This is a genomic window from Capnocytophaga sputigena, from assembly GCF_900446695.1.
Taxonomy (GTDB): domain Bacteria; phylum Bacteroidota; class Bacteroidia; order Flavobacteriales; family Flavobacteriaceae; genus Capnocytophaga; species Capnocytophaga sputigena.
The window spans coordinates 148,403-169,357 of record NZ_UAVP01000007.1 but is presented as its reverse complement, the minus strand read 5'-3'; the positions used below and the strand labels follow the sequence as shown (position 1 = coordinate 169,357).

General features: G+C 39.1%; 21 protein-coding genes and 1 pseudogene. 17 read left to right on the top strand and 5 right to left on the bottom strand.

What is annotated here, in order from left to right:
- Positions 1-117: 117 nt before the first annotated feature.
- Complete coding sequence (gyrB, locus tag DR017_RS04695; protein WP_002681726.1) at positions 118-2,094, bottom strand: DNA topoisomerase (ATP-hydrolyzing) subunit B; 1,977 nt, start codon at positions 2,092-2,094, stop codon at positions 118-120.
- Between the two features lie 165 nt (positions 2,095-2,259).
- On the opposite strand from gyrB, the gene DR017_RS04690 reads away from it, so the two are divergent.
- Together DR017_RS04690 and DR017_RS14540 are read left to right on the top strand one after the other, a co-directional pair.
- On the top strand, positions 2,260-2,628 hold the full coding sequence (locus DR017_RS04690) for a DUF1573 domain-containing protein (RefSeq protein WP_002681708.1): 369 nt from the start codon (positions 2,260-2,262) through the stop codon (positions 2,626-2,628).
- A 570-nt stretch (positions 2,629-3,198) separates the two neighbouring features.
- Positions 3,199-3,603, top strand: a pseudogene (locus tag DR017_RS14540) (hypothetical protein); the annotation flags it as partial.
- 66 nt (positions 3,604-3,669) lie between these two features.
- Here DR017_RS14540 and asnS read toward each other — a convergent pair.
- On the bottom strand, positions 3,670-5,100 hold the full coding sequence (gene asnS, locus DR017_RS04680; RefSeq protein WP_002682083.1) for an asparagine--tRNA ligase: 1,431 nt from the start codon (positions 5,098-5,100) through the stop codon (positions 3,670-3,672).
- Positions 5,101-5,113: 13 nt separating this feature from the next.
- Positions 5,114-5,995 carry a hydroxymethylbilane synthase gene (hemC, locus tag DR017_RS04675; RefSeq protein ID WP_002682108.1) on the bottom strand — a complete coding sequence of 294 codons (882 nt, stop codon included), beginning with the start codon at positions 5,993-5,995 and terminating at the stop codon, positions 5,114-5,116.
- Positions 5,996-6,286: 291 nt separating this feature from the next.
- Here hemC and DR017_RS04670 point away from each other — a divergent pair, with 291 nt between their 5' ends.
- The 15 genes from DR017_RS04670 to DR017_RS04595 all read left to right on the top strand — a co-directional run bounded on the left by DR017_RS04670 (position 6,287) and on the right by DR017_RS04595 (position 19,628).
- Positions 6,287-7,618 carry a TolC family protein gene (locus tag DR017_RS04670; RefSeq protein WP_002682096.1) on the top strand — a complete coding sequence of 444 codons (1,332 nt, stop codon included), beginning with the start codon at positions 6,287-6,289 and terminating at the stop codon, positions 7,616-7,618.
- Positions 7,619-7,695: 77 nt separating this feature from the next.
- A complete protein-coding gene (locus tag DR017_RS04665; protein ID WP_002682101.1) occupies positions 7,696-8,925 on the top strand; it encodes an efflux RND transporter periplasmic adaptor subunit in 1,230 nt (409 codons plus the stop codon).
- Positions 8,926-9,672, top strand: a complete 747-nt coding sequence (locus DR017_RS04660; RefSeq protein ID WP_002682105.1) for an ABC transporter ATP-binding protein — start codon at positions 8,926-8,928, stop codon at positions 9,670-9,672.
- 137 nt (positions 9,673-9,809) lie between these two features.
- The gene (locus tag DR017_RS04655; RefSeq protein ID WP_002682082.1) at positions 9,810-10,334 is read left to right on the top strand and encodes a TetR/AcrR family transcriptional regulator; all 525 of its coding nucleotides are present in this window, start codon (positions 9,810-9,812) and stop codon (positions 10,332-10,334) included.
- Between the two features lie 12 nt (positions 10,335-10,346).
- Positions 10,347-11,186 carry a CPBP family glutamic-type intramembrane protease gene (locus DR017_RS04650; protein ID WP_002682115.1) on the top strand — a complete coding sequence of 280 codons (840 nt, stop codon included), beginning with the start codon at positions 10,347-10,349 and terminating at the stop codon, positions 11,184-11,186.
- Between the two features lie 36 nt (positions 11,187-11,222).
- Complete coding sequence (locus DR017_RS04645) at positions 11,223-12,206, top strand: alpha/beta hydrolase (protein WP_002682114.1); 984 nt, start codon at positions 11,223-11,225, stop codon at positions 12,204-12,206.
- Between the two features lie 151 nt (positions 12,207-12,357).
- Positions 12,358-13,221, top strand: coding sequence for an SMI1/KNR4 family protein (locus tag DR017_RS04640; protein ID WP_002682088.1), 864 nt, complete (start codon positions 12,358-12,360; stop codon positions 13,219-13,221).
- A gap of 91 nt (positions 13,222-13,312) precedes the next feature.
- Positions 13,313-14,008, top strand: coding sequence for a hypothetical protein (locus DR017_RS04635; protein ID WP_002682094.1), 696 nt, complete (start codon positions 13,313-13,315; stop codon positions 14,006-14,008).
- A gap of 294 nt (positions 14,009-14,302) precedes the next feature.
- On the top strand, positions 14,303-15,004 hold the full coding sequence (locus DR017_RS04625; RefSeq protein ID WP_002682104.1) for a hypothetical protein: 702 nt from the start codon (positions 14,303-14,305) through the stop codon (positions 15,002-15,004).
- 189 nt (positions 15,005-15,193) lie between these two features.
- A complete protein-coding gene (locus DR017_RS04620) occupies positions 15,194-15,457 on the top strand; it encodes a hypothetical protein (RefSeq protein WP_002682110.1) in 264 nt (87 codons plus the stop codon).
- A 90-nt stretch (positions 15,458-15,547) separates the two neighbouring features.
- Complete coding sequence (locus tag DR017_RS04615) at positions 15,548-16,243, top strand: SH3 domain-containing protein (RefSeq protein ID WP_002682112.1); 696 nt, start codon at positions 15,548-15,550, stop codon at positions 16,241-16,243.
- Positions 16,244-16,398: 155 nt separating this feature from the next.
- Positions 16,399-17,118, top strand: a complete 720-nt coding sequence (locus tag DR017_RS04610) for an SH3 domain-containing protein (RefSeq protein ID WP_002682093.1) — start codon at positions 16,399-16,401, stop codon at positions 17,116-17,118.
- A gap of 32 nt (positions 17,119-17,150) precedes the next feature.
- Positions 17,151-18,371: an ABC transporter permease gene (locus DR017_RS04605; protein WP_002682085.1), complete on the top strand. Its 1,221-nt coding sequence runs from the start codon at positions 17,151-17,153 to the stop codon at positions 18,369-18,371.
- A 37-nt stretch (positions 18,372-18,408) separates the two neighbouring features.
- Positions 18,409-18,636: a hypothetical protein gene (locus DR017_RS04600; protein WP_002682099.1), complete on the top strand. Its 228-nt coding sequence runs from the start codon at positions 18,409-18,411 to the stop codon at positions 18,634-18,636.
- Positions 18,633-19,628: a sensor histidine kinase gene (locus tag DR017_RS04595; protein ID WP_095909100.1), complete on the top strand. Its 996-nt coding sequence runs from the start codon at positions 18,633-18,635 to the stop codon at positions 19,626-19,628. Before DR017_RS04600 ends, DR017_RS04595 begins: the two co-directional genes overlap by 4 nt.
- Before the next feature lie 64 nt (positions 19,629-19,692).
- Here the strand turns inward: DR017_RS04595 and DR017_RS04590 are convergent, their stop codons facing one another.
- Together DR017_RS04590 and DR017_RS04585 are read right to left on the bottom strand one after the other, a co-directional pair.
- Positions 19,693-20,274 (bottom strand): hypothetical protein, encoded by a 582-nt coding sequence (locus DR017_RS04590; RefSeq protein WP_002679881.1) that lies wholly within the window; start codon positions 20,272-20,274, stop codon positions 19,693-19,695.
- Between the two features lie 2 nt (positions 20,275-20,276).
- Positions 20,277-20,900 (bottom strand): hypothetical protein, encoded by a 624-nt coding sequence (locus DR017_RS04585; RefSeq protein WP_002679840.1) that lies wholly within the window; start codon positions 20,898-20,900, stop codon positions 20,277-20,279.
- Positions 20,901-20,955: the final 55 nt, after the last annotated feature.

The window sequence follows — 20,955 nt, the reverse complement described above, 5'->3', positions numbered from 1 at the left end:
AAGGGTTATAAGGAAGAAACGGACGAGTATTTTTCGTAATTTTTTGATAGAATGAGTGTTTTAGTTGCTGTTTATAAAGTAGGGGCGTTTTGCAAAACGCCCCTATAAATAATCATATTACGCGTCAATTTTAGCATATTTAGCGTTTTTCTCGATAAACTCACGGCGAGGAGGCACTTCGTCTCCCATTAGCATAGAGAAAACGCGGTCGGCTTCAGTAGCGTTATCAATAGTTACTTGGCGGAGGGTGCGGTGTTGAGGATTCATAGTTGTATCCCACAACTGGTGGTCATTCATCTCACCCAAACCTTTGTAACGCTGAATGGTTACATTGCCCATTTCGGCAGAAAGCGCATCGCGTTGTTTGTCGTTCCAAGCATATTCTTCGCGTTTGCTACTTTTACTTTTCACCAAATATAGTGGTGGTGTAGCGATATATACGTGACCATTCTCGATGAGTTCACGCATATAACGGAAGAAGAATGTGAGGATAAGAGTTGTAATGTGAGAACCATCGACATCGGCATCACACATAATAATCACTTTATGATAACGCAGTTTACTCAAGTTAAGTGCTTTAGCATCTTCTTCAGTACCTACGGTTACCCCTAAAGCAGTATAGATATTCTTAATTTCGTCGCTATCGAACACTTTGTGTTGCATTGCTTTTTCGACATTGAGGATTTTACCTCTGAGGGGTAATATCGCTTGGTTATCCTTGTTACGCCCTTGTTTGGCAGTACCTCCCGCTGAGTCCCCCTCTACGAGGAAGAGTTCGCATTTTGTTGGGTCTTCTTCAGAGCAATCAGCAAGTTTACCAGGGAGACCGCCACCGCTCATCACACTTTTGCGCTGCACCATTTCACGAGCTTTACGCGCTGCCTGACGCGCTTGAGCTGCCAAAATGACTTTCTCTACAATAGTTTTGGCATCATTAGGATTTTCTTCAAGATAATCTTCGAGCATTTGCCCAACGGCTTGAGATACAGCCGAAGTAACTTCGCGGTTACCAAGTTTGGTTTTTGTTTGCCCTTCGAACTGAGGTTCAGCCACTTTCACCGAAATAACGGCTGTGAGCCCCTCACGGAAGTCATCACCTTCAATCTCTACAGGATTCTTTTTATCCTTACTCATTTTCTCGAGTAAGCCCGATTTATCAGCATAGGCTTTAAGGGTACGAGTGAGCCCCATACGGAAGCCTTGTAAGTGAGTTCCCCCTTCGGAAGTGTTGATATTATTGACGTAAGAGTGTAGGTTCTCGTTGTAAGAGTCGTTGTAAATCATAGCAACCTCTACTGGAATACCATTCTTTTCACCTTCCATAGCAATCACTCCGCCAATGATAGGCATACGGTTGCCATCAAGGAATTTTACAAACTCTTTCAATCCATTTTCTGAATAGAATTTCTCGGTAATAAAGTTACCTTTTTCGTCCTTATTACGGAGGTCGGTAAGGGTGATGGTAATACCTTTATTTAAGTAAGCCAATTCGCGGATACGAGCGGCAAGAGTATCGTACTTATATTCAGTAGTTTGTTCAAAAATTAACTCATCGGGGTGGAAAGTAACTTTAGTACCGCGTTTATCGGTATCGCCCACCTGCTTTACAGGATATAGAGCAACCCCGCGCTGATATTCTTGTTCCCATATTTTGCCATCGCGGTATACGGTAGCCTTTAAATGGTCGGAAAGGGCATTCACGCAAGAAACCCCCACACCGTGCAAACCACCAGACACTTTGTAAGAACCTTTATCGAATTTACCACCTGCACCGATTTTGGTCATTACCACTTGGAGGGCAGAGACACCTTCCTTTTTGTGTATATCAACGGGGATACCACGACCATTATCTTCTACTGTAATGGAATTATCTTCGTTGATAGTTACCGAAATTGTATCGCAATAACCGGCAAGAGCTTCATCGATAGAGTTATCAAGCACCTCATAAACAAGGTGGTGCAAACCGCGAGGTCCTACATCACCGATGTACATAGAGGGGCGCATACGCACGTGTTCCATCCCTTCGAGGGATTGGATATTATCCGCTGAATAGTCAGCAGGATTTAATTGTTCGTTATCTAATTCTTCTGCCATAATTTTATTATCGAATCAAGGGCGCAAAGATACAAATTAATTTATTATTATGCAAATAAGGAAAATAGAGTTTCGTATTTAGAAGATAGGAGGACGAAGTTTTTGGCACGGTTATTGTAACTATTTTATTCGTAAAACAAACTTATTTATTTTAATTTTTATACTATGAAAAAGTTTTTAACATTTGTATTTTTAGCATTTTTTGGTGTAATGGCTTATGCCCAAGACGCTGAGATTTCTTTCAAATCTGAAGAAATTGACTACGGTAACATCAAACAAGGTGCCGATGGCGTGCGTGTGTTCGAATTTACTAACACTGGTAAAGCACCGCTCGTAATTACTAACGTAGCTTCATCTTGCGGTTGCACTGTTCCTTCTTGGACAAACCAACCTGTAGCACCAGGAGCTAAAGGGAAAATTGAAGTAAAATACGACACTAATCGTGTTGGTCCCATCAGCAAAACGATTACTGTAACTTCTAACGCTAAAAAAGAACCTGTAAAAGGTTTGCGTATCAGAGGGAATGTTCAATAATCCATAACTATTTATATTTTAATTACTCCCTAAGTCGCCTACGACTCCTCATTAGTAGGCGACTTTTTTTATGTTAAACTTTTGTAAAAAAAGCATTTGTAAATATTTTTTATTTACTTTTGCACCGTAAAAAACTAAATAATAACAAATATGAAATTACGTACAATCACTTTATTTGCTGGGCTTTTTGTAGCTCAGGTATCTTTAGCTCAAGTAGAAGAGGTAGGCTCTGTAATCGACACCACTATTACTGCACCAGTAATAACTACTGTTGAGCAAGCAACTTCTGAAGCAGAACTTAAAACTCAAAAAGAACAACTAAAAGCAGAACAAAAATTGCAAAAAGAGCAAGAAAAAGCTATAAAAGCTGAAGAAAAAGCTGCTAAAGAAAAAGCCAAAGCTGAAGAAAAGGCTAGAAAAGAAGCTGAAAAAGCTAAAAAAGCTGAAGAAAAAGCCGCTAAAGAAAAAGCTAAAGCTGAAGAAAAAGCTAGAAAAGAAGCTGAAAAAGCTAGAAAAGCTGAAGAAAAAGCCGCTAAAGAAAAAGCTAAAGCTGAAGAAAAAGCTAGAAAAGCCGAAGAAAAAGCCGCTAAAGAAAAAGCTAAAGCTGAAGAAAAAGCTAGAAAAGAAGCTGAAAAAGCTAGAAAAGCCGAAGAAAAAGCCGCTAAAGAAAAAGCTAAAGCTGAAGAAAAAGCTGCTAAAGAAAGAGCTAAAGCTGAAAAAGCTGCTCTAAAAAGAAAAGAACAATTAAGCAAAGCTAATAGTGAAGTAAGTAAAGTAGAAGCTAAAATAGCTAAAGCTAAAGGTGATTTAGCTAAAGAGCAATCTAAATTTGACATAAAGAAAGCTAAAGGTACTCTTTCTCCTCAAGACGAAGCTAAACTAAAAGGTAAATTGCTTGACAAACAGCAAAAAATCAACAGTCTTGGTCTTGATCTTATCAAAGCTAAAGAAAAAGTAAACAAATACTCTATGTAAAATATTTTTTACTTAAAAAAAGAGGGTTATCGCAACGATAACCCTCTTTTTTATTATAATCATTTCTTAAAACTCAGCGCTTTGTGGAGTACGTGGATAAGGAATCACATCGCGAATGTTAGTCATTCCTGTAGCAAAGAGTACCAAACGTTCAAAACCAAGACCAAAACCACTGTGTACAGCTGTACCAAACTTGCGGAGGTCGAGATACCACCAGAGCGTTTGTTCATCCATATTGAGGTCGGCGATTTTTTGTTTGAGCACATCATAACGCTCTTCACGTTGCGAACCTCCAACAATTTCACCAATACCAGGGAAGAGGATATCCATAGCGCGTACTGTTTTACCATCGTCATTCAATCGCATATAGAACGCTTTGATATTCGCTGGATAATCGTAGAGAATTACAGGGCACTCGAAGTGTTTTTCTACTAAGTAACGCTCGTGTTCGCTTTGCAAATCTACTCCCCATTCGTTTACTGGATATTGGAATTTCTTCTTCTTGTTGTGGTTGCTATTTTTAAGAATATCAATTGCTTCAGTATAGCTCACGCGTTTAAACTCATTGTGAATTACAAACTCAAGTTTTTCAATAAGCGACATAGAGCTGCGCTCGTTTTGCGGTTTAGTTTTTTCTTCTTCTAAGAAACGTTTATCAAGAAACTCAAGGTCGTCACGACGCACTTCTAAAGTATATTTGAGCACGTATTTAATGAAATCTTCTGCCAAATCCATATTGTCGATAAGATCATAGAACGCCATTTCGGGTTCTATCATCCAGAATTCAGCTAAGTGACGTGAAGTATTAGAATTTTCGGCACGGAAAGTAGGTCCAAAAGTATAAATCTTGCCGAGCGCCATTGCAAAGGTTTCACCTTCTAACTGACCAGACACTGTGAGGTTTGTTTCACGACCAAAGAAATCTTTTTTATAATCTACTTCACCATTTTCGGTAAGTGGTGGATTTTTAGCATCCAAAGTAGTTACACGGAACATCTCACCAGCACCTTCGGCATCACTACCGGTGATAATAGGTGTATTTACATAGAAAAATCCGTTGTCCTGAAAGTATTTATGTATAGCAAATGCCAAAGTAGAACGCACGCGCATCACGGCACTAAAAGTATTAGAGCGCACACGCAAGTGAGCATTTTCGCGCAAGAATTCCAATGAGTGTTTTTTAGGCTGGATAGGATATTCTTCGGGATTGCTATCACCTAAAATCACTACCTCGGTAGCTTGTAACTCTACCGACTGACCTTTGCCTTGACTTTCTACTAATTTCCCTTTTACTTCAATAGCTGCCCCTGTGGTAATGCGTTTGAGTATATCGGGGTTTGTATTTTCAAAATCTACTACTACTTGGAGGTTATCGATAGTAGAGCCATCGTTGAGGGCTATAAATCGGTTGCTGCGAAAGGTACGCACCCAACCTTTGAGGGTAATTTCCTCGTGTATGCTTTTTCCGTTTTGTAATAATTGTTTGATATATAACATAATAATTAATTTATCAATTTTCAAATTTGGATTTTACTTTTTCGGCGAGTTGCTCACCCGTATGTTCGTTTATTTGAGTGAGAATTTCTTCTATTACAGCCGCTTTTTTACCATCTTCACTCCACAATCCGCCTTTAAAATACACTTTTTGTTGTCCGTCGTACTGAGCAAAAGCTCCGATAGGTGCTGTACAACCGCCTTCTAAAGCACGGAGGAAAGCGCGTTCCACTTGCGTTGCCACATAGGTATTACCATCGTGAATGCGCAAAAGCACACCTTGTAATGGCACGTTGTCCTCGTGTAGTGTGACCATTATAGCCCCTTGTGCGGGAGCAGGAAACATCCAATCGAGTCGCAGGTGATTTTCAGGTAGTTTGTTAATGCGTTCCAAGCCTGCTGCTGCAAAGATAGCCCCATTCCAAGGGTTATCGGCAAGTTTTTGCAAGCGAGTATTCACATTGCCACGCAAGTTTTCTATATTGTGATGTGGATAGCGGTGCAACCATTGTGCTTTGCGTCGCAAACTGCTGGTAGCGATAGTTGCTATTTCGACATCTAGAAACGAAAGATCGCCTTTGTAGACTAACACATCGTGAGGATTCCCCCGCTTGAGCACTGCTCCTACTACAATCCCATCGGGCAAAGCGGTAGGCACATCCTTCATACTATGTACTGCTATATCTATCTCACCGTTGAGCAGGGCAATATCCAAAGCTTTAGTGAAGATACCTATAACTCCCATTTCGTAGAGTGGTTTGCTGAGTTCTATATCGCCGTGAGACTTAGTACTAACTATTTCAGTGGAGTATCCTAAAGCTTCTAATTGGTGTTGTACGGTTTTAGCTTGCCAAAGAGCCAACTCACTATCACGCGTACCTATACGAATTGTTTTCATTACATATTTCTTTATCGGGGGCAAAGGTAGCAATAATTTGTCAATTAGCCAATTTGATAATTAGCAAATTACATAAGAGATTTTTTCGAGATAGAGAGATTTCCCCTTTTCGTCGACAAAATTAACCTTTTCGTCGATAAAGTTTGTTTTCCCCTACCTTTACAAGTTATCTTTGCATCAGCTAAATGATAAAAAATGGTTATTAAATTGTAAAGAAGAGGGTGATAATTTTCATTGTACTATCCTAATATCTTTTTCACCTTCTTCTTTCATCTAAAAAAACTAAAGCCTATGAAAAGAATTTTATACATATCTCTCTTGCTATCTCCTTTATGGACTATAGCACAATCCAAACAATGGTCACTAACCGATTGTATCAACTACGCCGTGCAGCACAACATCTCTGTGAAGAAAACAGAACTCAACCAGCAAACGGCTGAAATCAACCTCAATCAGGCAAAGGATAACCGCTTGCCTACGGTGAGCGGGTCGGCATCGGCAAACCTCAACAACGGGTCGGCAATCAACCAGATTTCTAACGAACGGGTATCGCGCCGTACGTTCTCTAACAACTTTGGAGTATCAGCCTCTGTGCCTCTGTATCAAGGGAATAAAATCAATTTACAAATAGACCGCAGCAAGCTGTTGCTCGAGCAGAACGAACTCTATGTGCAAGAAGCGAAGAACAACATCACCCTGAGTGTGCTGGAAGCCTACTTGCAAGCACTTTACAGCTATGAAGGGATTGCAGTAGCCAAAAACACAGCGCTCTCCTCGGCTGAAGAACTCAAGCAAGCACAAACTAAGTTTGCCAATGGCTCGATAGCTAAACTCAGTTTGGCAGAAATAGAAACGCGTCACGCTAACAATGAATACGCTATCATTCAGGCGGAAAACCAGTATGCTAACCGTGTGCTAACGCTCAAACAACTTTTAGAGCTCCCTCCTAATAGCGACTTTGCTATTGCTCTCGACCTTCCTAACGATGAGGATGTAGCGATTATCCCTAATAAAGACGAGGTGTTTGCTCAAGCCAAAGAAACGCTCCCTAACCTAAAAATCTATCAATCACAGCAAAAAATAGCCGAAAAGGATATCAAAATAGCTAAAGCGGGTTATGCCCCTACCCTATCGCTACAAGCAGGTGTAAACACTGGTTATTCAAACCTCAACGATTTGAGTTATCGCACGCAATTGGACAGTAATTTTGGTCAGACGATAGGCGCTTCACTTAATATTCCTATCTTTTCACAAAACAAAAACAAGAACAATGTGAAACTCGCCAAGATTACCCAGCAACAAGCTATTTTGGAAGAACAACAAGCTGAAAAAGAATTGTATGCCAAGATAGAAACTGCTTGGCAGAACGCTACCACTCACCAAGCGCAACAAGCAGCCTCGCGTACGGCTCGCGATAATGCTAAATTAGCTTACGATTTAGCTGTGAAGAAACACGAGTTTGGTGGACTTACCAACACGGAACTTTTGGTGAGCCAAAATGCTTACCTCACTGCCGAACAAACGTATTTACAAAACAAATATATGTCGGCACTCTATGTACAGTTGCTGAAGTTTTATATGGGAGTCCTCCCCCTAACCCCCTCCCAAGGAGGGGGAATGTAGCGACGGTCATCTTTCTAAAAAATAATCTAAAGAACATTGTCTAACAACTAATGACTAATAACTAACGACTAGATACAATGAAAAAACACATCAAAAAAATTATTATTATTGCGCTATTAGCGGTAGTGGCTTTTGGGGTATATCACTTCTTTATGAAAGAAAAACCAACGCCTATTGTACTACAAACCGATGAAGTTACCCAAGGTGATGTTACTACCGAAGTAAGCGCTACAGGTAGCGTGCAGCCAGTAGATGAGGTGGAAGTAGGTACCCAAGTATCGGGGTTGGTGAGCAAAATCTATGTGGATTACAACAGCCAAGTAAAGAAAGGACAGCTATTAGCAGAACTCGACAAAACCAATCTACAAGAAATGGTTGTAAATGCTACTGCCAATTACCAATCAGCAGTTAACGAACTGAATTATTACCGCCAGAATTACGAGCGTCAGCAAAAAATGTACAATGCCCAAGTGATTAGTCAGCAGGATTATGAGCAAGCGTTGTATCAGTTTAACAATGCGAAGACCAATGTAGCACAACGCCTTACGACCCTCAATCAGGCGAAAACGAACTTAGGCTATGCCAATATCTATTCACCTATCGACGGGATTATCCTCAGCAAAGAGGTTGAAGAAGGACAAACTGTAGCCGCCTCAATGAGTGCGCCTACGCTCTTCAAAATAGCCAAAGACATCAAGCGTATGCAGGTGGAGGTGAATGTAGACGAAGCCGATATAGGACAAGTGAAAGTGGGGCAACGCGTGAGTTTTACCGTAGATGCTTACCCTCAAGAAGAATTTGTGGGACGCGTTACTCAAGTGCGTCTATCGCCTACCACTTCATCAAACGTGGTAACTTATACGGTGATAGTAGAGGCTGAAAACCCTGATGAAAAACTGAAACCAGGACTTACCGCAACCATTGCTATTTATACCAATGAACTGAAAGGCGTAACTATCGTGCCCGCTAAAGCTATCAACTTTACTCCTGATACCGATGTGTTACTACAATATTACGCTCAAAAAGGTATTACAGCTGAAGTTCCTAAAGTACAGCACGGCAAGGGCAAACAAAAATACGTATGGGTAGTAAACACCGATGGTAGTCTTGCCAAAAAAGCCATAACCATAGGTAGCAATGATGGTATCAACGTGCAAGTAGTAAGCGGACTCAACGTTGGTGAGAAAGTAGCCACTAACCTGCAAGGCGACCGCCCGCAAGTGGCTGGAGGCGACAGTAAGAACAGCGATAGTAGCAGTCCGTTTATGCCAAAACGCCCTAATAGAAACAATTCAAAAGCTAAATAGATGAAAAAAGCCATTATAGATATACGCGATATGAAGCGCAACTTCCAGATGGGCAACGAGACGGTACACGCCCTGAAAGGCATCAACCTGACCATCAGAGAAGGAGAGTTCGTAACCATTATGGGACCAAGTGGGTCGGGTAAATCAACTTTGCTCAACATATTGGGGTGCTTAGACCGCCCCTCTTCTGGCGATTACATTTTAGATGGTATCTCGGTGAAAGATATGAGCAAGAACGATTTGGCTCATATACGCAACACGAAAATAGGGTTTATCTTTCAGTCGTATAACCTATTAGCACGTACCTCAGCCATTGAGAATGTAGAACTCCCACTGATGTACAACCCTAAAGTATCAGCCAAAGAACGCCGTGAGCGCGCTATCGAAGCCCTTATCAGTGTGGGGTTAGAAAAGCGATTGAACCACTTGCCCAGTGAACTCTCAGGGGGACAGCAGCAGCGGGTAGCCATTGCGCGCTCCCTTGTAAACCACCCTGTTATCCTTCTCGCCGATGAGGCTACGGGGAATCTTGACACTAAAACCTCTTATGAGGTAATGGAGCTTTTCCAACGCCTCAACGACCAAGGTAGCACCATAGGCTTTGTAACCCACGAAGACGATATTGCCCAATTTAGCAAACGCACAGTTGTACTGAAAGATGGGCATATCATCAGTGATAAGGAAGTAACCGATAGACTAAACGCCAAAGAACAGTTGACACAATTACGAATGACGAAATACGAATGATGGTGCGAGCCGCATAGGCAAATGCGAGCCGCACAAGATGAATCTTTTTTCCCAAAAAATTTGCAGGTTTAAAAAATTGTACTACTTTTGCAAAAAAAATAACAGGTGTTATATTACAAGTGTTATACTAAATAATTATGCCGAAATCAACAACAATAACGCAAGAAGTAATTATAGAAACAGCTTTTGAGATGGTGAGAAAAGAGGGCTTTGCAGTGCTTTCAGCCCGAAATATTGCCAAGCAAATAGGTTGCTCCACTCAGCCCATCTATTGGTGCTATAAAAATATGGACGACCTTAAGGCTGAAATCTGTAAAAAAGCACTGCCCTTCCTACAAAGTGTAGTACTCAGTTACTCAAAAACAGGCAATACTCTTTTGGATTTAGGACTGGGGTATGTGCGGATGGCACACACCGAGTCCGCTCTATTCAAGGCTTTTTATATGGATAATGTTACCAATGTAAAACTTACTGACATTTTTCCGGAAAGTGAGCGAGTGGTTGAAATAATGAAAAATAGCGAAGAATGCAAAAATCTACCTGATGAAGAGCTGAAAAATGACATTGCTAAAGGTTGGATGTTGGCACATGGTATCGCTTCATTGGTCGCAGTGGGTATGCTTGTTTACGACGAAGATAAAATTTTAGAAATATTAAAATAAATCTGCCTTAATATGGGAACCAGTAAAAAAACACTTCGGAATGTAATCCTATTTAGCTTGGTAGCCATCTCTTGCGGATGGATAGGCGTTGGAGTAAACCAGTTGCTTGGCGAACCTTCTAATTTAGAGTCTTTAGGATCAGGGATTTTTATTGCTTCTCCTATTGTGTGTATGATTTTGCTCCGCCTTTTGGGTGGCGATGGTTGGAAAGATTTTCCTTTAAAACCTCGTTTCAAGCAAAACACTCACTGGTATATCTTTGCTATTGCAGTTTATCCCGTTGTTATTGGTATAACACTGTTTGTTGGCAAACTATTGGGTTGGGTAGATGTGAGTAAGTTTAGTCTTGCCGCCTATCTCCCTGTTTTTGCAGCTGCTTTCTTACCCGTTTTTATCAAAAATATCTTTGAAGAATCGTCTTTTCGGGGGTATCTCACCGTAAAAATGGAACAACTCACCAAAAATGAATGGTTGATTTATGTAGTGGTGGCATTCATATGCCAAATATGGCACCTCCCATACAATCTCATATTCTTAGACGATGCTTATCAAGCAACCTTTTTCCCTTATAGCAAAGTGTTATTTGTTTTGGTGAGCTTTGTGGTTATTGCTGTTTGGACAATAATGTACACCGAAATTTTCTTTCTATCGCGTTCACTTTTATTGGTAGTTTTGATGCACTCAATGAAAGACGCTCTTAACCCTCTCATTTCAGAAGGATTTACTATTATTTCAGCCGATAAAACACTTTTAGTATCTCCTCTTTTTGGTCTTATTCCAACATTGATGTACTTAGCTATAGGCTTGTATTTAAGAAGAATACGCAAAAGTAAAGAACGCCTTCATTCATAATGAATAGATTGTATAAACCAAAAAAATATTATCAATATGAACAAAAACACTGAAAACCCTGTAAACGCTGCTTCTTGGGATAAGATTTTCCCCAAAAGCGATAAAGTTGAACACAAAAAAGTATCGTTCAAAAACCGTTATGGTATCACCCTTATTGGTGACTTGTACTTCCCGAAAAACAGCGAAGATAAAAAACTTGCTGCCCTTGCTGTTTGCGGTGGGTTTGGAGCTGTAAAAGAACAAGCCTCTGGATTTTACGCCCAAACGATGGCAGAAAGAGGCTTTGTAACCTTAGCCTTTGACCCTTCCTATACGGGAGAGAGTGGTGGGGAGCCTCGTAATGTAGCATCACCCGATATCAATACCGAAGATTTTTCGGCAGCGGTAGATTGCTTAGGCATTCAACCTTTTGTAGATAGAGAAAAAATAGGAATTATAGGTATCTGTGGTTGGGGTGGTTTTGCACTGAATGCTACTGCTATCGATACACGTATTAAGGCAGTGGCAACGATGGTAATGTACGATATGTCACGTGTGTTTAGCAAAGGCTATTTTGATGCCAATACACCCGAAATGCGTTTAGAAATGAAGCGTTCGCTCAATGCTATCCGTTGGAAAGATGCCGAAACAGGAACTCCCTCCCCAGGTTACCCTATGCCCGATGCCCCTTCAGATAAAGTACCTGAATTCTTAAATGATTATATTGAGTTTTACAAAACACCACGAGGTTTCCACGAGCGTTCAGTTTCCAATTACGTTTGGACAGCCACTACGCTGCTTTCATTTATGAATTTCCCTCTGTTAGCCTATGCTAATGAAATTGAGGTACCAACCCTTATGATTGCGGGAGAAAATGCCCATTCTCGCTATATGAGCGAAGATGCCTACAAGTTAATTGGAAGCGAGAAAAAAGAACTGCTAATTGTCCCTAATGCACGTCACACCGATTTTTACGACAATCAAGCTGGAGTAATTCCGTTTGATAAGTTGGAGGCGTTTTTTAGTGAGTATCTTCAATAAAATGAAGTATAAAAATAAGTCTCAAGCTAATGTCTTTTACATATAGTCTTCAACTCATTTCTCGTAACTCATCTTTAAAACTTTAGCTAAGTTGAGAAAAATCAGTATCTTTGCCGAAAAGTGCGAACAGTGTTCGCACAATTCAACATATATGAATATAGAAGAAATCAAAAAGAAAATACAAATCATCTTAGAACTTCCTCAGCTAAAACGATTTGGCGGTATATATATGAACCCCGTATTGGAAGAAGCCAAGGTAGCCAAAATAGAGAAAGAAAATCGTATCACTCTCCCTGCAGATTATCGTACTTTTATCACCCAAATCGCCAATGGCTGTGTGGGTCCCGATTACGGATTGCGTTCCCTTAAGGAAGCAACGGAAGATTTGATGTGGAAAGACCGGACTATAGACCTCTCTACGCCTTTCCCTTACACCGAGCGTTGGAATGAAGAGGAATGGCTTAATAGTATTGATTGGGATGGTGGTGAACGCCCCACCCAAGAGCAGCTGGAAGCCTATATGGATACAAAGCGCATCAGCGGTTGCTTGCAAATATGCCATATAGGGCACGGAGCTTCTTATCTTTTGGTGGTGAATGGTAAGGAAAAAGGCTATATATGGCTCGATAGTCGTCAGGATTATGGCGGACTGTCGCCTGAGCTTAACGAGAAGGGAGAAAAACTCACCTTTGAGATGTGGTATACCGAATGGCTGAATAACGTAGTAGCCCCAGAGAAAGTGTGGTTTGAGAAATCACTTCAGTTTATCAAAAAGGCTTTTCCGAAAATAGAGGAAACAGATTTTAGGCTAATGATTTATGTGCTTCACAAGCATTGTTCTGGTATGAACTTAGCAACTCTCATCGCTCAACTCTATGGACTGAACCCAATGGATATTTATTTTGGAAAGGAAAAGTTTATCCAAAGAGAGAAATACGATGAACAAACTATTGAGCAGTATGAAGCCCAATTGCGAGAAAGCGGTTTTTACGATTGGGCAGCAGAGGAAGAATAGAGAGTATTTGTAAAAACATCTCAATATAACTCATCTTTTATAGTTTAACTAAGTTGAAAAAATCAGTATATTTGCAAAAAAATTACTTTATATGAAACACTTATTTATTTTATTCCTGCTCCTTACGACCAACGCTTTTGCGCAAGGTCCTTTGGGAGATTATGCCGTAGTAAAAGACAAAGACGGCTATGTAAACATTCGCGCTAAAGAAAACGTAAAAAGCAAAATTGTAGGCACTTTGCCTAACAATACACTTGTGTATGGTTTCTTTGATAAAGAATTTAACCCTACTAACTGGATTGAAGTTGATAAAGGGTATGTGCATCAAAGTCGCTTGAAAAAAATATTTGACTTTCGTGCTATAGAAGGAAAAGTGCAAGGCAATAGTCTCGTCTTTGATGATAAGGACGTAAAAGTAACCATTACCAAACAGAAGTTCGACAAAACCAAGCACAAGATTACTAAGAAAGGCCAGGGAAGTTATGAACAATTAATCATTGATGGTAAAGAAATAATATATGGAGAATCCGGTTCACTAACTCAAGACCATTACAAAAGTATTACTGTAACTATGAAAGGTAAGAACGTACCTATCCCTAAAAGTGCTTATGATGATTTGCATGGAATTTTATATGACAGATATTTAAACAGATTTATATATTACGATGAGGAAGCTGAAGCACTTTATATTTATGCAGTTAATGGCGAAGCTGGTTTAGCTTACCAAGTGTGCTGGCAAATAGTAAAAGGTGAGTATAAAACCCGTATCATCGGAGAACCACTTTAATGATGTAACTAAAAATTACCAAATATATGACACCAACAAATAATAAACTTAAAGTACAAGATGTTGAAATAAATATCAGAGTGATTAATGAAGCTGATTATATAAGTTTAACTGATATGACTATAAATCAGGAATAGGGAAGTCGTTTGATAGAGAAATGGCTTACGAATAAGAATACGATTGAGTATTTAGGTGTTTGGGAGGAATTAAGCAATCCTAATTTTAATTCCCCCGAATTCGGGGGAATTAAAAAGTGCGAACACTGTTCGCACAATTTAATATTGTAAAACAGCTATGAAACAGTTACTTATTTTACTCTTTCTCCTTACGACCAATGCCTTTGCGCAAGGTCCTTTTGGAGATTATGCCGTAGTAAAAGACAAAGACGGTTATGTAAACATTCGCGCTAAAGAAAACGTAAAAAGCAAAATTGTAGGCACTTTGCCTAATAATACACTCATATACAATTTTTTAAATAATGAAGATATTCCTAATCCTTCTAATTGGGTATATGAAAAAAATGGTTATATACACAAAAGCCGCCTTAAAAAAGTAGAAGATTTTCCTTCTATTGGCAAAGGTAAAGAGCAAGGCAATAGTATTACTATTGCTGGTAAAGGTATCAGTGTAACCCTTACCAAACAGCCTTTTGATAAAACTAAACACAAGATTACCAAGAAAAAACACAAAGAGTATAGTGAGTATATCATTGACGGGAAACGGGTACAAGGATTAGATAATGATGAGTTCCTACCTAAAGACCATTACAAGAGTATTACTGTAACTATCAAAGGCAAAAACGTACCTATCCCTAAAAGTGCTTATGATGATTTGTATGAGATTGGTATTTGGGACACTAACAATTTTGCGTATTACGATGAGGAAGATGATATACTTTATATTATTGCACATAATGGAGATGGGTATCTTGTTTATGAAGTATGCTGGCAAATAGTAAAAGGCGAGTATAAAACCCGTATCATCGGAGAACCGTAGTTTAAGAGTTTGTAGTAATTTAAAAAAGTGCGAACACTGTTCGCACAATTCAGAATTGCAAAACTGAGATTTGGAAATTAGTGATTTCTAAATTGTAAAACACAGATAATTAATGTAAAATTACTTTAGGTAACATTTATAACAAATAAAATATAACTCAGAGGTTATTTCTTTTGGAAGAATAAAAAGATGCTTACCCTACACGACGAGAAAGGTTATAACACTCTTATCAATGGAGAAGGTTGTTTTTGTTTGGAACTAAAGGAAACTAATCTAAACTGTGGGGCAAAATACTTTGAGTTTGAGCAGGAGCCTTATGATAGTTTTTACAATGATTTTTATTGTATTTTTTCAAAGGTATATTATTACTACTTAGTGCTTCCAGAAGCCATTGATGAAAATGATTTTTCTTTGAAAGTTTTTAATACTTTACGGGAGATTTTAAAAAGTTAGTGATATGAATTTAATAGACCTTATTACCGACAACCACAATACTCCTTTGTGGTGTAGATTTTTGTATTGTAGAAAATAATTAGAAATTTTATGAAACACTTACTTATTTTATTCTTCCTCCTCACGACCAACGCTTTTGCCCAAGGTCCTTTTGGAGATTATGCCGTAGTAAAAGATAAAGACGGCTATGTAAACATTCGCGCCAAAGAAAATGTAAAAAGCAAAATTGTAGGTACGCTACCTGCTAATACCCTTGTGAATGTTTATTTTTGGGAAGATGAACCTACTCCTCCTAATTGGATTGCTGTAGATAAAGGCTATGTACATAAAAGTCGCCTAAAGAAGGTACAAGACTTTCCATCTATTGGCAGGGCTAAAGAGCAAGGCAATAGTATCACCATTACTGGTAAAGGCATCAGCGTAACCCTTATTAAACAGCCATTTGATAAAACCAAGCACAAGATTACTAAGAAAGACCTGGGAGGTTATGATCAATTAATCATTGATGGTAAAGAAATATATGGAGGAGACGATTCACTACCTCAAGACCATTACAAGAATATTACTGTAACTATCAATGGCAAAAACGTACCTATCCCTAAAAGTGCTTATGATGATTTGTATGAGATAGGGCTTTATACGGATAATAATTTTGCTTATTATGATAAGGAAGACGATATCCTTTATATCATTGCATACAATGGTGATGGTGCCAATGCTTATAAAGTGTGTTGGCAAATAGTAAAAGGTGAGTATAAAACCCGTATAGTGGGAGAACCACTTTAAAAAAGAAGCAGGATTGCCAACATTTACTATTAGCGTTTCAAATTGGGTAGAGAGTACATCTGAAATCTATTAAAAAACTTTCAAACGATACTTATATAAGTATGGAAAGCAACAAATAACTTGATAAATAGCTTGTTATCAATTACTTATTGAATATGAAACACTTACTTATTTTATTCTTCCTCCTTACGACCAACGCCTTTGCGCAAGGTCTTTTTGGAGATTATGCCGTAGTAAAAGACAAAAACGGCTATGTAAACATTCGCGCTAAAGAAAATGTAAAAAGCAAAATCGTAGGCACACTACCTGCAAATACCCTTGTGAATGTTTATTTTTGGGAAGATGAACCTACTCCCCCTAATTGGATTGCTGTAGATAAAGGCTATGTACATAAAAGTCGCCTAAAGATGATAAGCGAATTTCCTTCTATTGGCAAAGGTAAAGAGCAAGGCAATAGTATCACCATTGCTGGTAAAGGCATTAGCGTAACCCTTACAAGACAGCCATTTGATAAAACTAAACACAAGATTACCAAGAAAAAACACAAAGAGTATAGTGAGTATATCATTGATGGAAAACGGGTACAAGGACTATATAATGATGAGTTCCTACCTAAAGACCATTACAAGAGTATTACTGTAACTATCAATGGCAAAAACGTACCTATCCCTAAAAGTGCTTATGATGATTTGTATGAGATTGGCATTTGGGACACTAACAATTTTGCTTATTATGATAAGGAAGATGATATCCTTTATATCATTGCACACAATGGTGATGGTGCCAATGCTTACGAAGTGTGCTGGCAAATAGTAAAAGGTAAGTACAAAACCCGTATTATAGGAGAACCTCTTTGGCCTTACATAATTCCCTAATCTGCTAATTTTCTAATTTGCTAATTAACATTATGAATATACAAAACCTTTTTAAAATAGCGTGGCGTGCCCTTTTGCTTAACAAAACAAGGGCTATGCTTACAATGCTGGGCATCATCATTGGGGTGGGCTCAGTGATAACGATGCTTGCCATTGGCGAGGGCTCTAAAAAGAGCATCAAGGAGAATATCTCTAAAATGGGTACTAATATGCTCAATATCCGCCCAGGGGCGGGTATGATGGGCGGGGTGCGTATGAGTATGAGCGATATGCAATCGCTGAAAATGACGGATTACGAAGCCCTTAAAAAAGAAGGTAGCCTACTGAAATATGTGTCGCCCGTAGTAAGTGGCAACGGACAAAGTATAGCAGGGGGCAACAACTGGCCTACCTCTATCTACGGCGTGAATACCGAATACCTGCCCATACGCGAATGGAGTGTGGCTGAAGGGAGTATGTTTGGTGAAGATGAGATTACTAATTTTGCCAAAGTAGCCGTGATAGGGCAAACAGTGGCTAAGAACCTCTTCACTAATGGCGAAAACCCTATTGGGCAAACCATACGCTTTAAGAATATCCCTTTTAAAGTAATTGGTATCCTTACCAAAAAAGGTGAGAGCAACTTTGGTCAGGATCAAGACGATATGATTATCGCCCCTTATACTACAGTACAAAAGCGTATTTTGACGCAAACTTTCTTGCAGAGTATTGTGGCTTCTGTAATAGATGAAAGTCAGTCGGAGAATGCAGTAAACCAAGTGAAGAAAATTTTGGAGCGCACGCATAATCTTTCGGCTGCACAAGAGAATGATTTCAATGTGTTTTCGCAACAAGAACTCATCAGTACATTTAGCTCTACCAGCGAGATGCTCACTATTTTATTGGTAGCTATTGCCAGCATTTCGCTCATCGTGGGCGGTATAGGCATTATGAACATTATGTACGTATCAGTAAAAGAGCGCACTAAGGAAATAGGCTTGCGTATGGCTATTGGGGCTAAGGGTAAGGATATTTTGGCGCAGTTCCTCATCGAGTCGGTGCTTATTAGCATTATTGGGGGTGTATTAGGCGTAATTATTGGCTTATTAGCTACTGTAGGCGTATCGCTGTTCATAGGCTGGCCAGTGAGTATCACCTTGTATTCTATCGTAATATCCTTCTTAGTATGTACCATTACAGGGGTGTTCTTCGGTTGGTATCCTGCCCGCAAAGCAGCCGAGTTAGAACCTATTAGCGCCCTTAGATACGAATAGTGCGAGCCACATAGGTAATTAGAAATAATAAGAACTGATGAAAATAACTTTACCTCCTTATGCTACAACAGAAGACCTGCAAAAGTGTATGGTTATTGTTAGAGAAATATTAGATAGTAAAGCCATTACTATTAATGATGAGCAGTGCCAAGCTATAGCTTTAGAAGTTATGGGTATTTCTTATGCCAAAGGAGGAGACTATTCCTCTGAAATCATCAAGAGTTTTACAGAAAGTTATTTAAAAACATCAAAGTATAAAGAATGAAACTTTTAACACACATAGCTGCTTGGGCAGTGGTTTGTATTCTGCCTGCCCTTATCTTTATCTCCGAAGGCAATCAACGCTTTGAGGAGGCGCTTTACCGTTCGCTTATATCATTGCCTTTTTTGATGTTTTTGTTCTACATCAGTTTCTATTGGCTTATTGATAAACTATGGTTTAAAAAACGATATATACTTTTTATATGGGTAGCAGTGGCACTCATTTTATGTATTTCATACAGCAAATACGAGCTTTTTTCGTACTTTGCCCTTCACAAGAGTAAACACAAGATGCCTCCTTTCCACGCTTTTATGTATTTTGATTTTCTGTCGAATTTATTGCCAGTAGTTTTTGCAATGGCAATACGCTATGCACAACGCAATTTTTCTTTGGAAATCGCTCAAAAAGAAGTAAAAGCTCAGAAGCTACAAGCCGACCTTACTCAATTGAGATACCAACTTCAGCCGCATTTCTTTTTCAATGCGCTGAACAATATCTATTCGCTTATTGCTTTTGACCCTCAAAAGGCACAACAGAGTGTACACAGCCTTAGCAAGATGATGCGTCACTTTATGCAAAACAGTGACCAAAAGCAAATTAGCCTTGTAGAGGAAGTAGATTTCTTGCAACAGTACATCAACTTAATGCAGTTGCGCCTCACCGATAAAACTACGGTGCGAGTAGATTTCCCGAAGCAACTACCCCCACTCACCATAGCACCTTTGCTGTTTATCAGCTTGGTAGAAAACGCTTTTAAGCACGGGGTATCAGCGACGGAGGCAACAGAATTGTCGTTCAGTTTGAGAGTGGAAGGCAATAAGGTACTATTTAGAAGTGAAAACACGATTATCCCTACGAATGAAAGTTTGTATAATTCAGGGATTGGCATTGATAATTTGAAGAAACGACTCAGATTGCTTTACCCCGAAAAACACCAGTACACCGTTGAAGAAAGAGATGGGAAATACATTGCTCAACTGACAATTGAGAATTGACAATAAACAAAAAAAGCGACTCAGCGTGAAGCTGAATCGCTTTTTTTATGAGCTTTTTTAGGTACTAAATAGTCAAACCTTTGGTAGCTATTACATTCTCGCCATTGGCATCAGCTTTAAATTCAAAGCTGAGATGCCCTTTATCACCTTTGCGTTCTCCGTAATAGGAAGTAGCGGGGTGTATGGCATCTATTACAAAAGAAACTTCTATTGTACCATCTTCTTGAACTTCATAATTCAACTTATCCATACGGAAAGTATTGAACTTATTGTCTTTTTCTAGAATAAGGCTTTCAGCTTTCTTTATCAAATTAGGTACTATTGATAGATTGACCTCGCTCAAACTAAAAGTGCGACCTTGCTTAGAAGACAAGCCTGTTTCAGTTTCATTTACTTGGTCGTTATAGGTAACATAATTTGCATAGAAGTCTTTTTCACCTTTATTGAACCTCACTGTGATGATATCTATCACACCTCTGTTAGTTCCAAACGAAACTTCTGTAATATTGTTGTACTTAGCAAAGTTTTTTTGCAAAAGTTCTTGAGTTACTTTTAGTCCTTCGGGGCTGTTGAGGTTTGCTCCCTTATCGCCTGGCATACAAGCCACGAGTGTAAGAGCAAATAGTAAAGTGAATATCTTTTTCATAGTTAATCAGTTACTAAATCCCACTCACCATTTTCACCGCGGAAAATTCTCACTTCGTAGTAGTTAGTGATACGTTCTCTTCCTCGGCGATAAGAACTTTCACCTTTTTTAGTCATATCAATTTTGAAGACGGTTTTAAGTTTGCCGTTTTCTTTTTTCATAGAGATTTCGTTTATGTTGAAATCTTCATACTCGGCAGTTTCTTCTAAACCGCTAAAGAATTTGAGACCGTCTTGTGCTTCGGATAGAAGTTTATCGAAAGGAATTTCGGATACTTTGAAACGTTCTTTATCCTTGTTCAAGCCTGCATTAGCTCTAATACTTGCTGTTTGGTCGACTTCAGGGTCACCCAATTTAGAAGTGCTGTTGTAAGTTTGTTTCACATCTTTTTGAACAGCTGGATCGTAGTAGCTGGTTGCCACTTCATCGAATTTGCTATTCAAAGCTTCTTTAGTTTTGAGTTCTACCCAATTGAACTCTTTGTCGCCAAAAGGATCTTTGGTGAGTATCTCTTTGGCTTTGTCTATTCCTTCTTTACTGATGAGGTCATCTCCAAAAAGGGAACCTCCACAAGAGGTTATTACTAAGGCAACGATAGTGCCTACTAAAATACTAAGTTTTTTCATTGTATTACAATTTTTATTTGTTACTAATAATGGGCAAAAATAGTAATTATTTGTA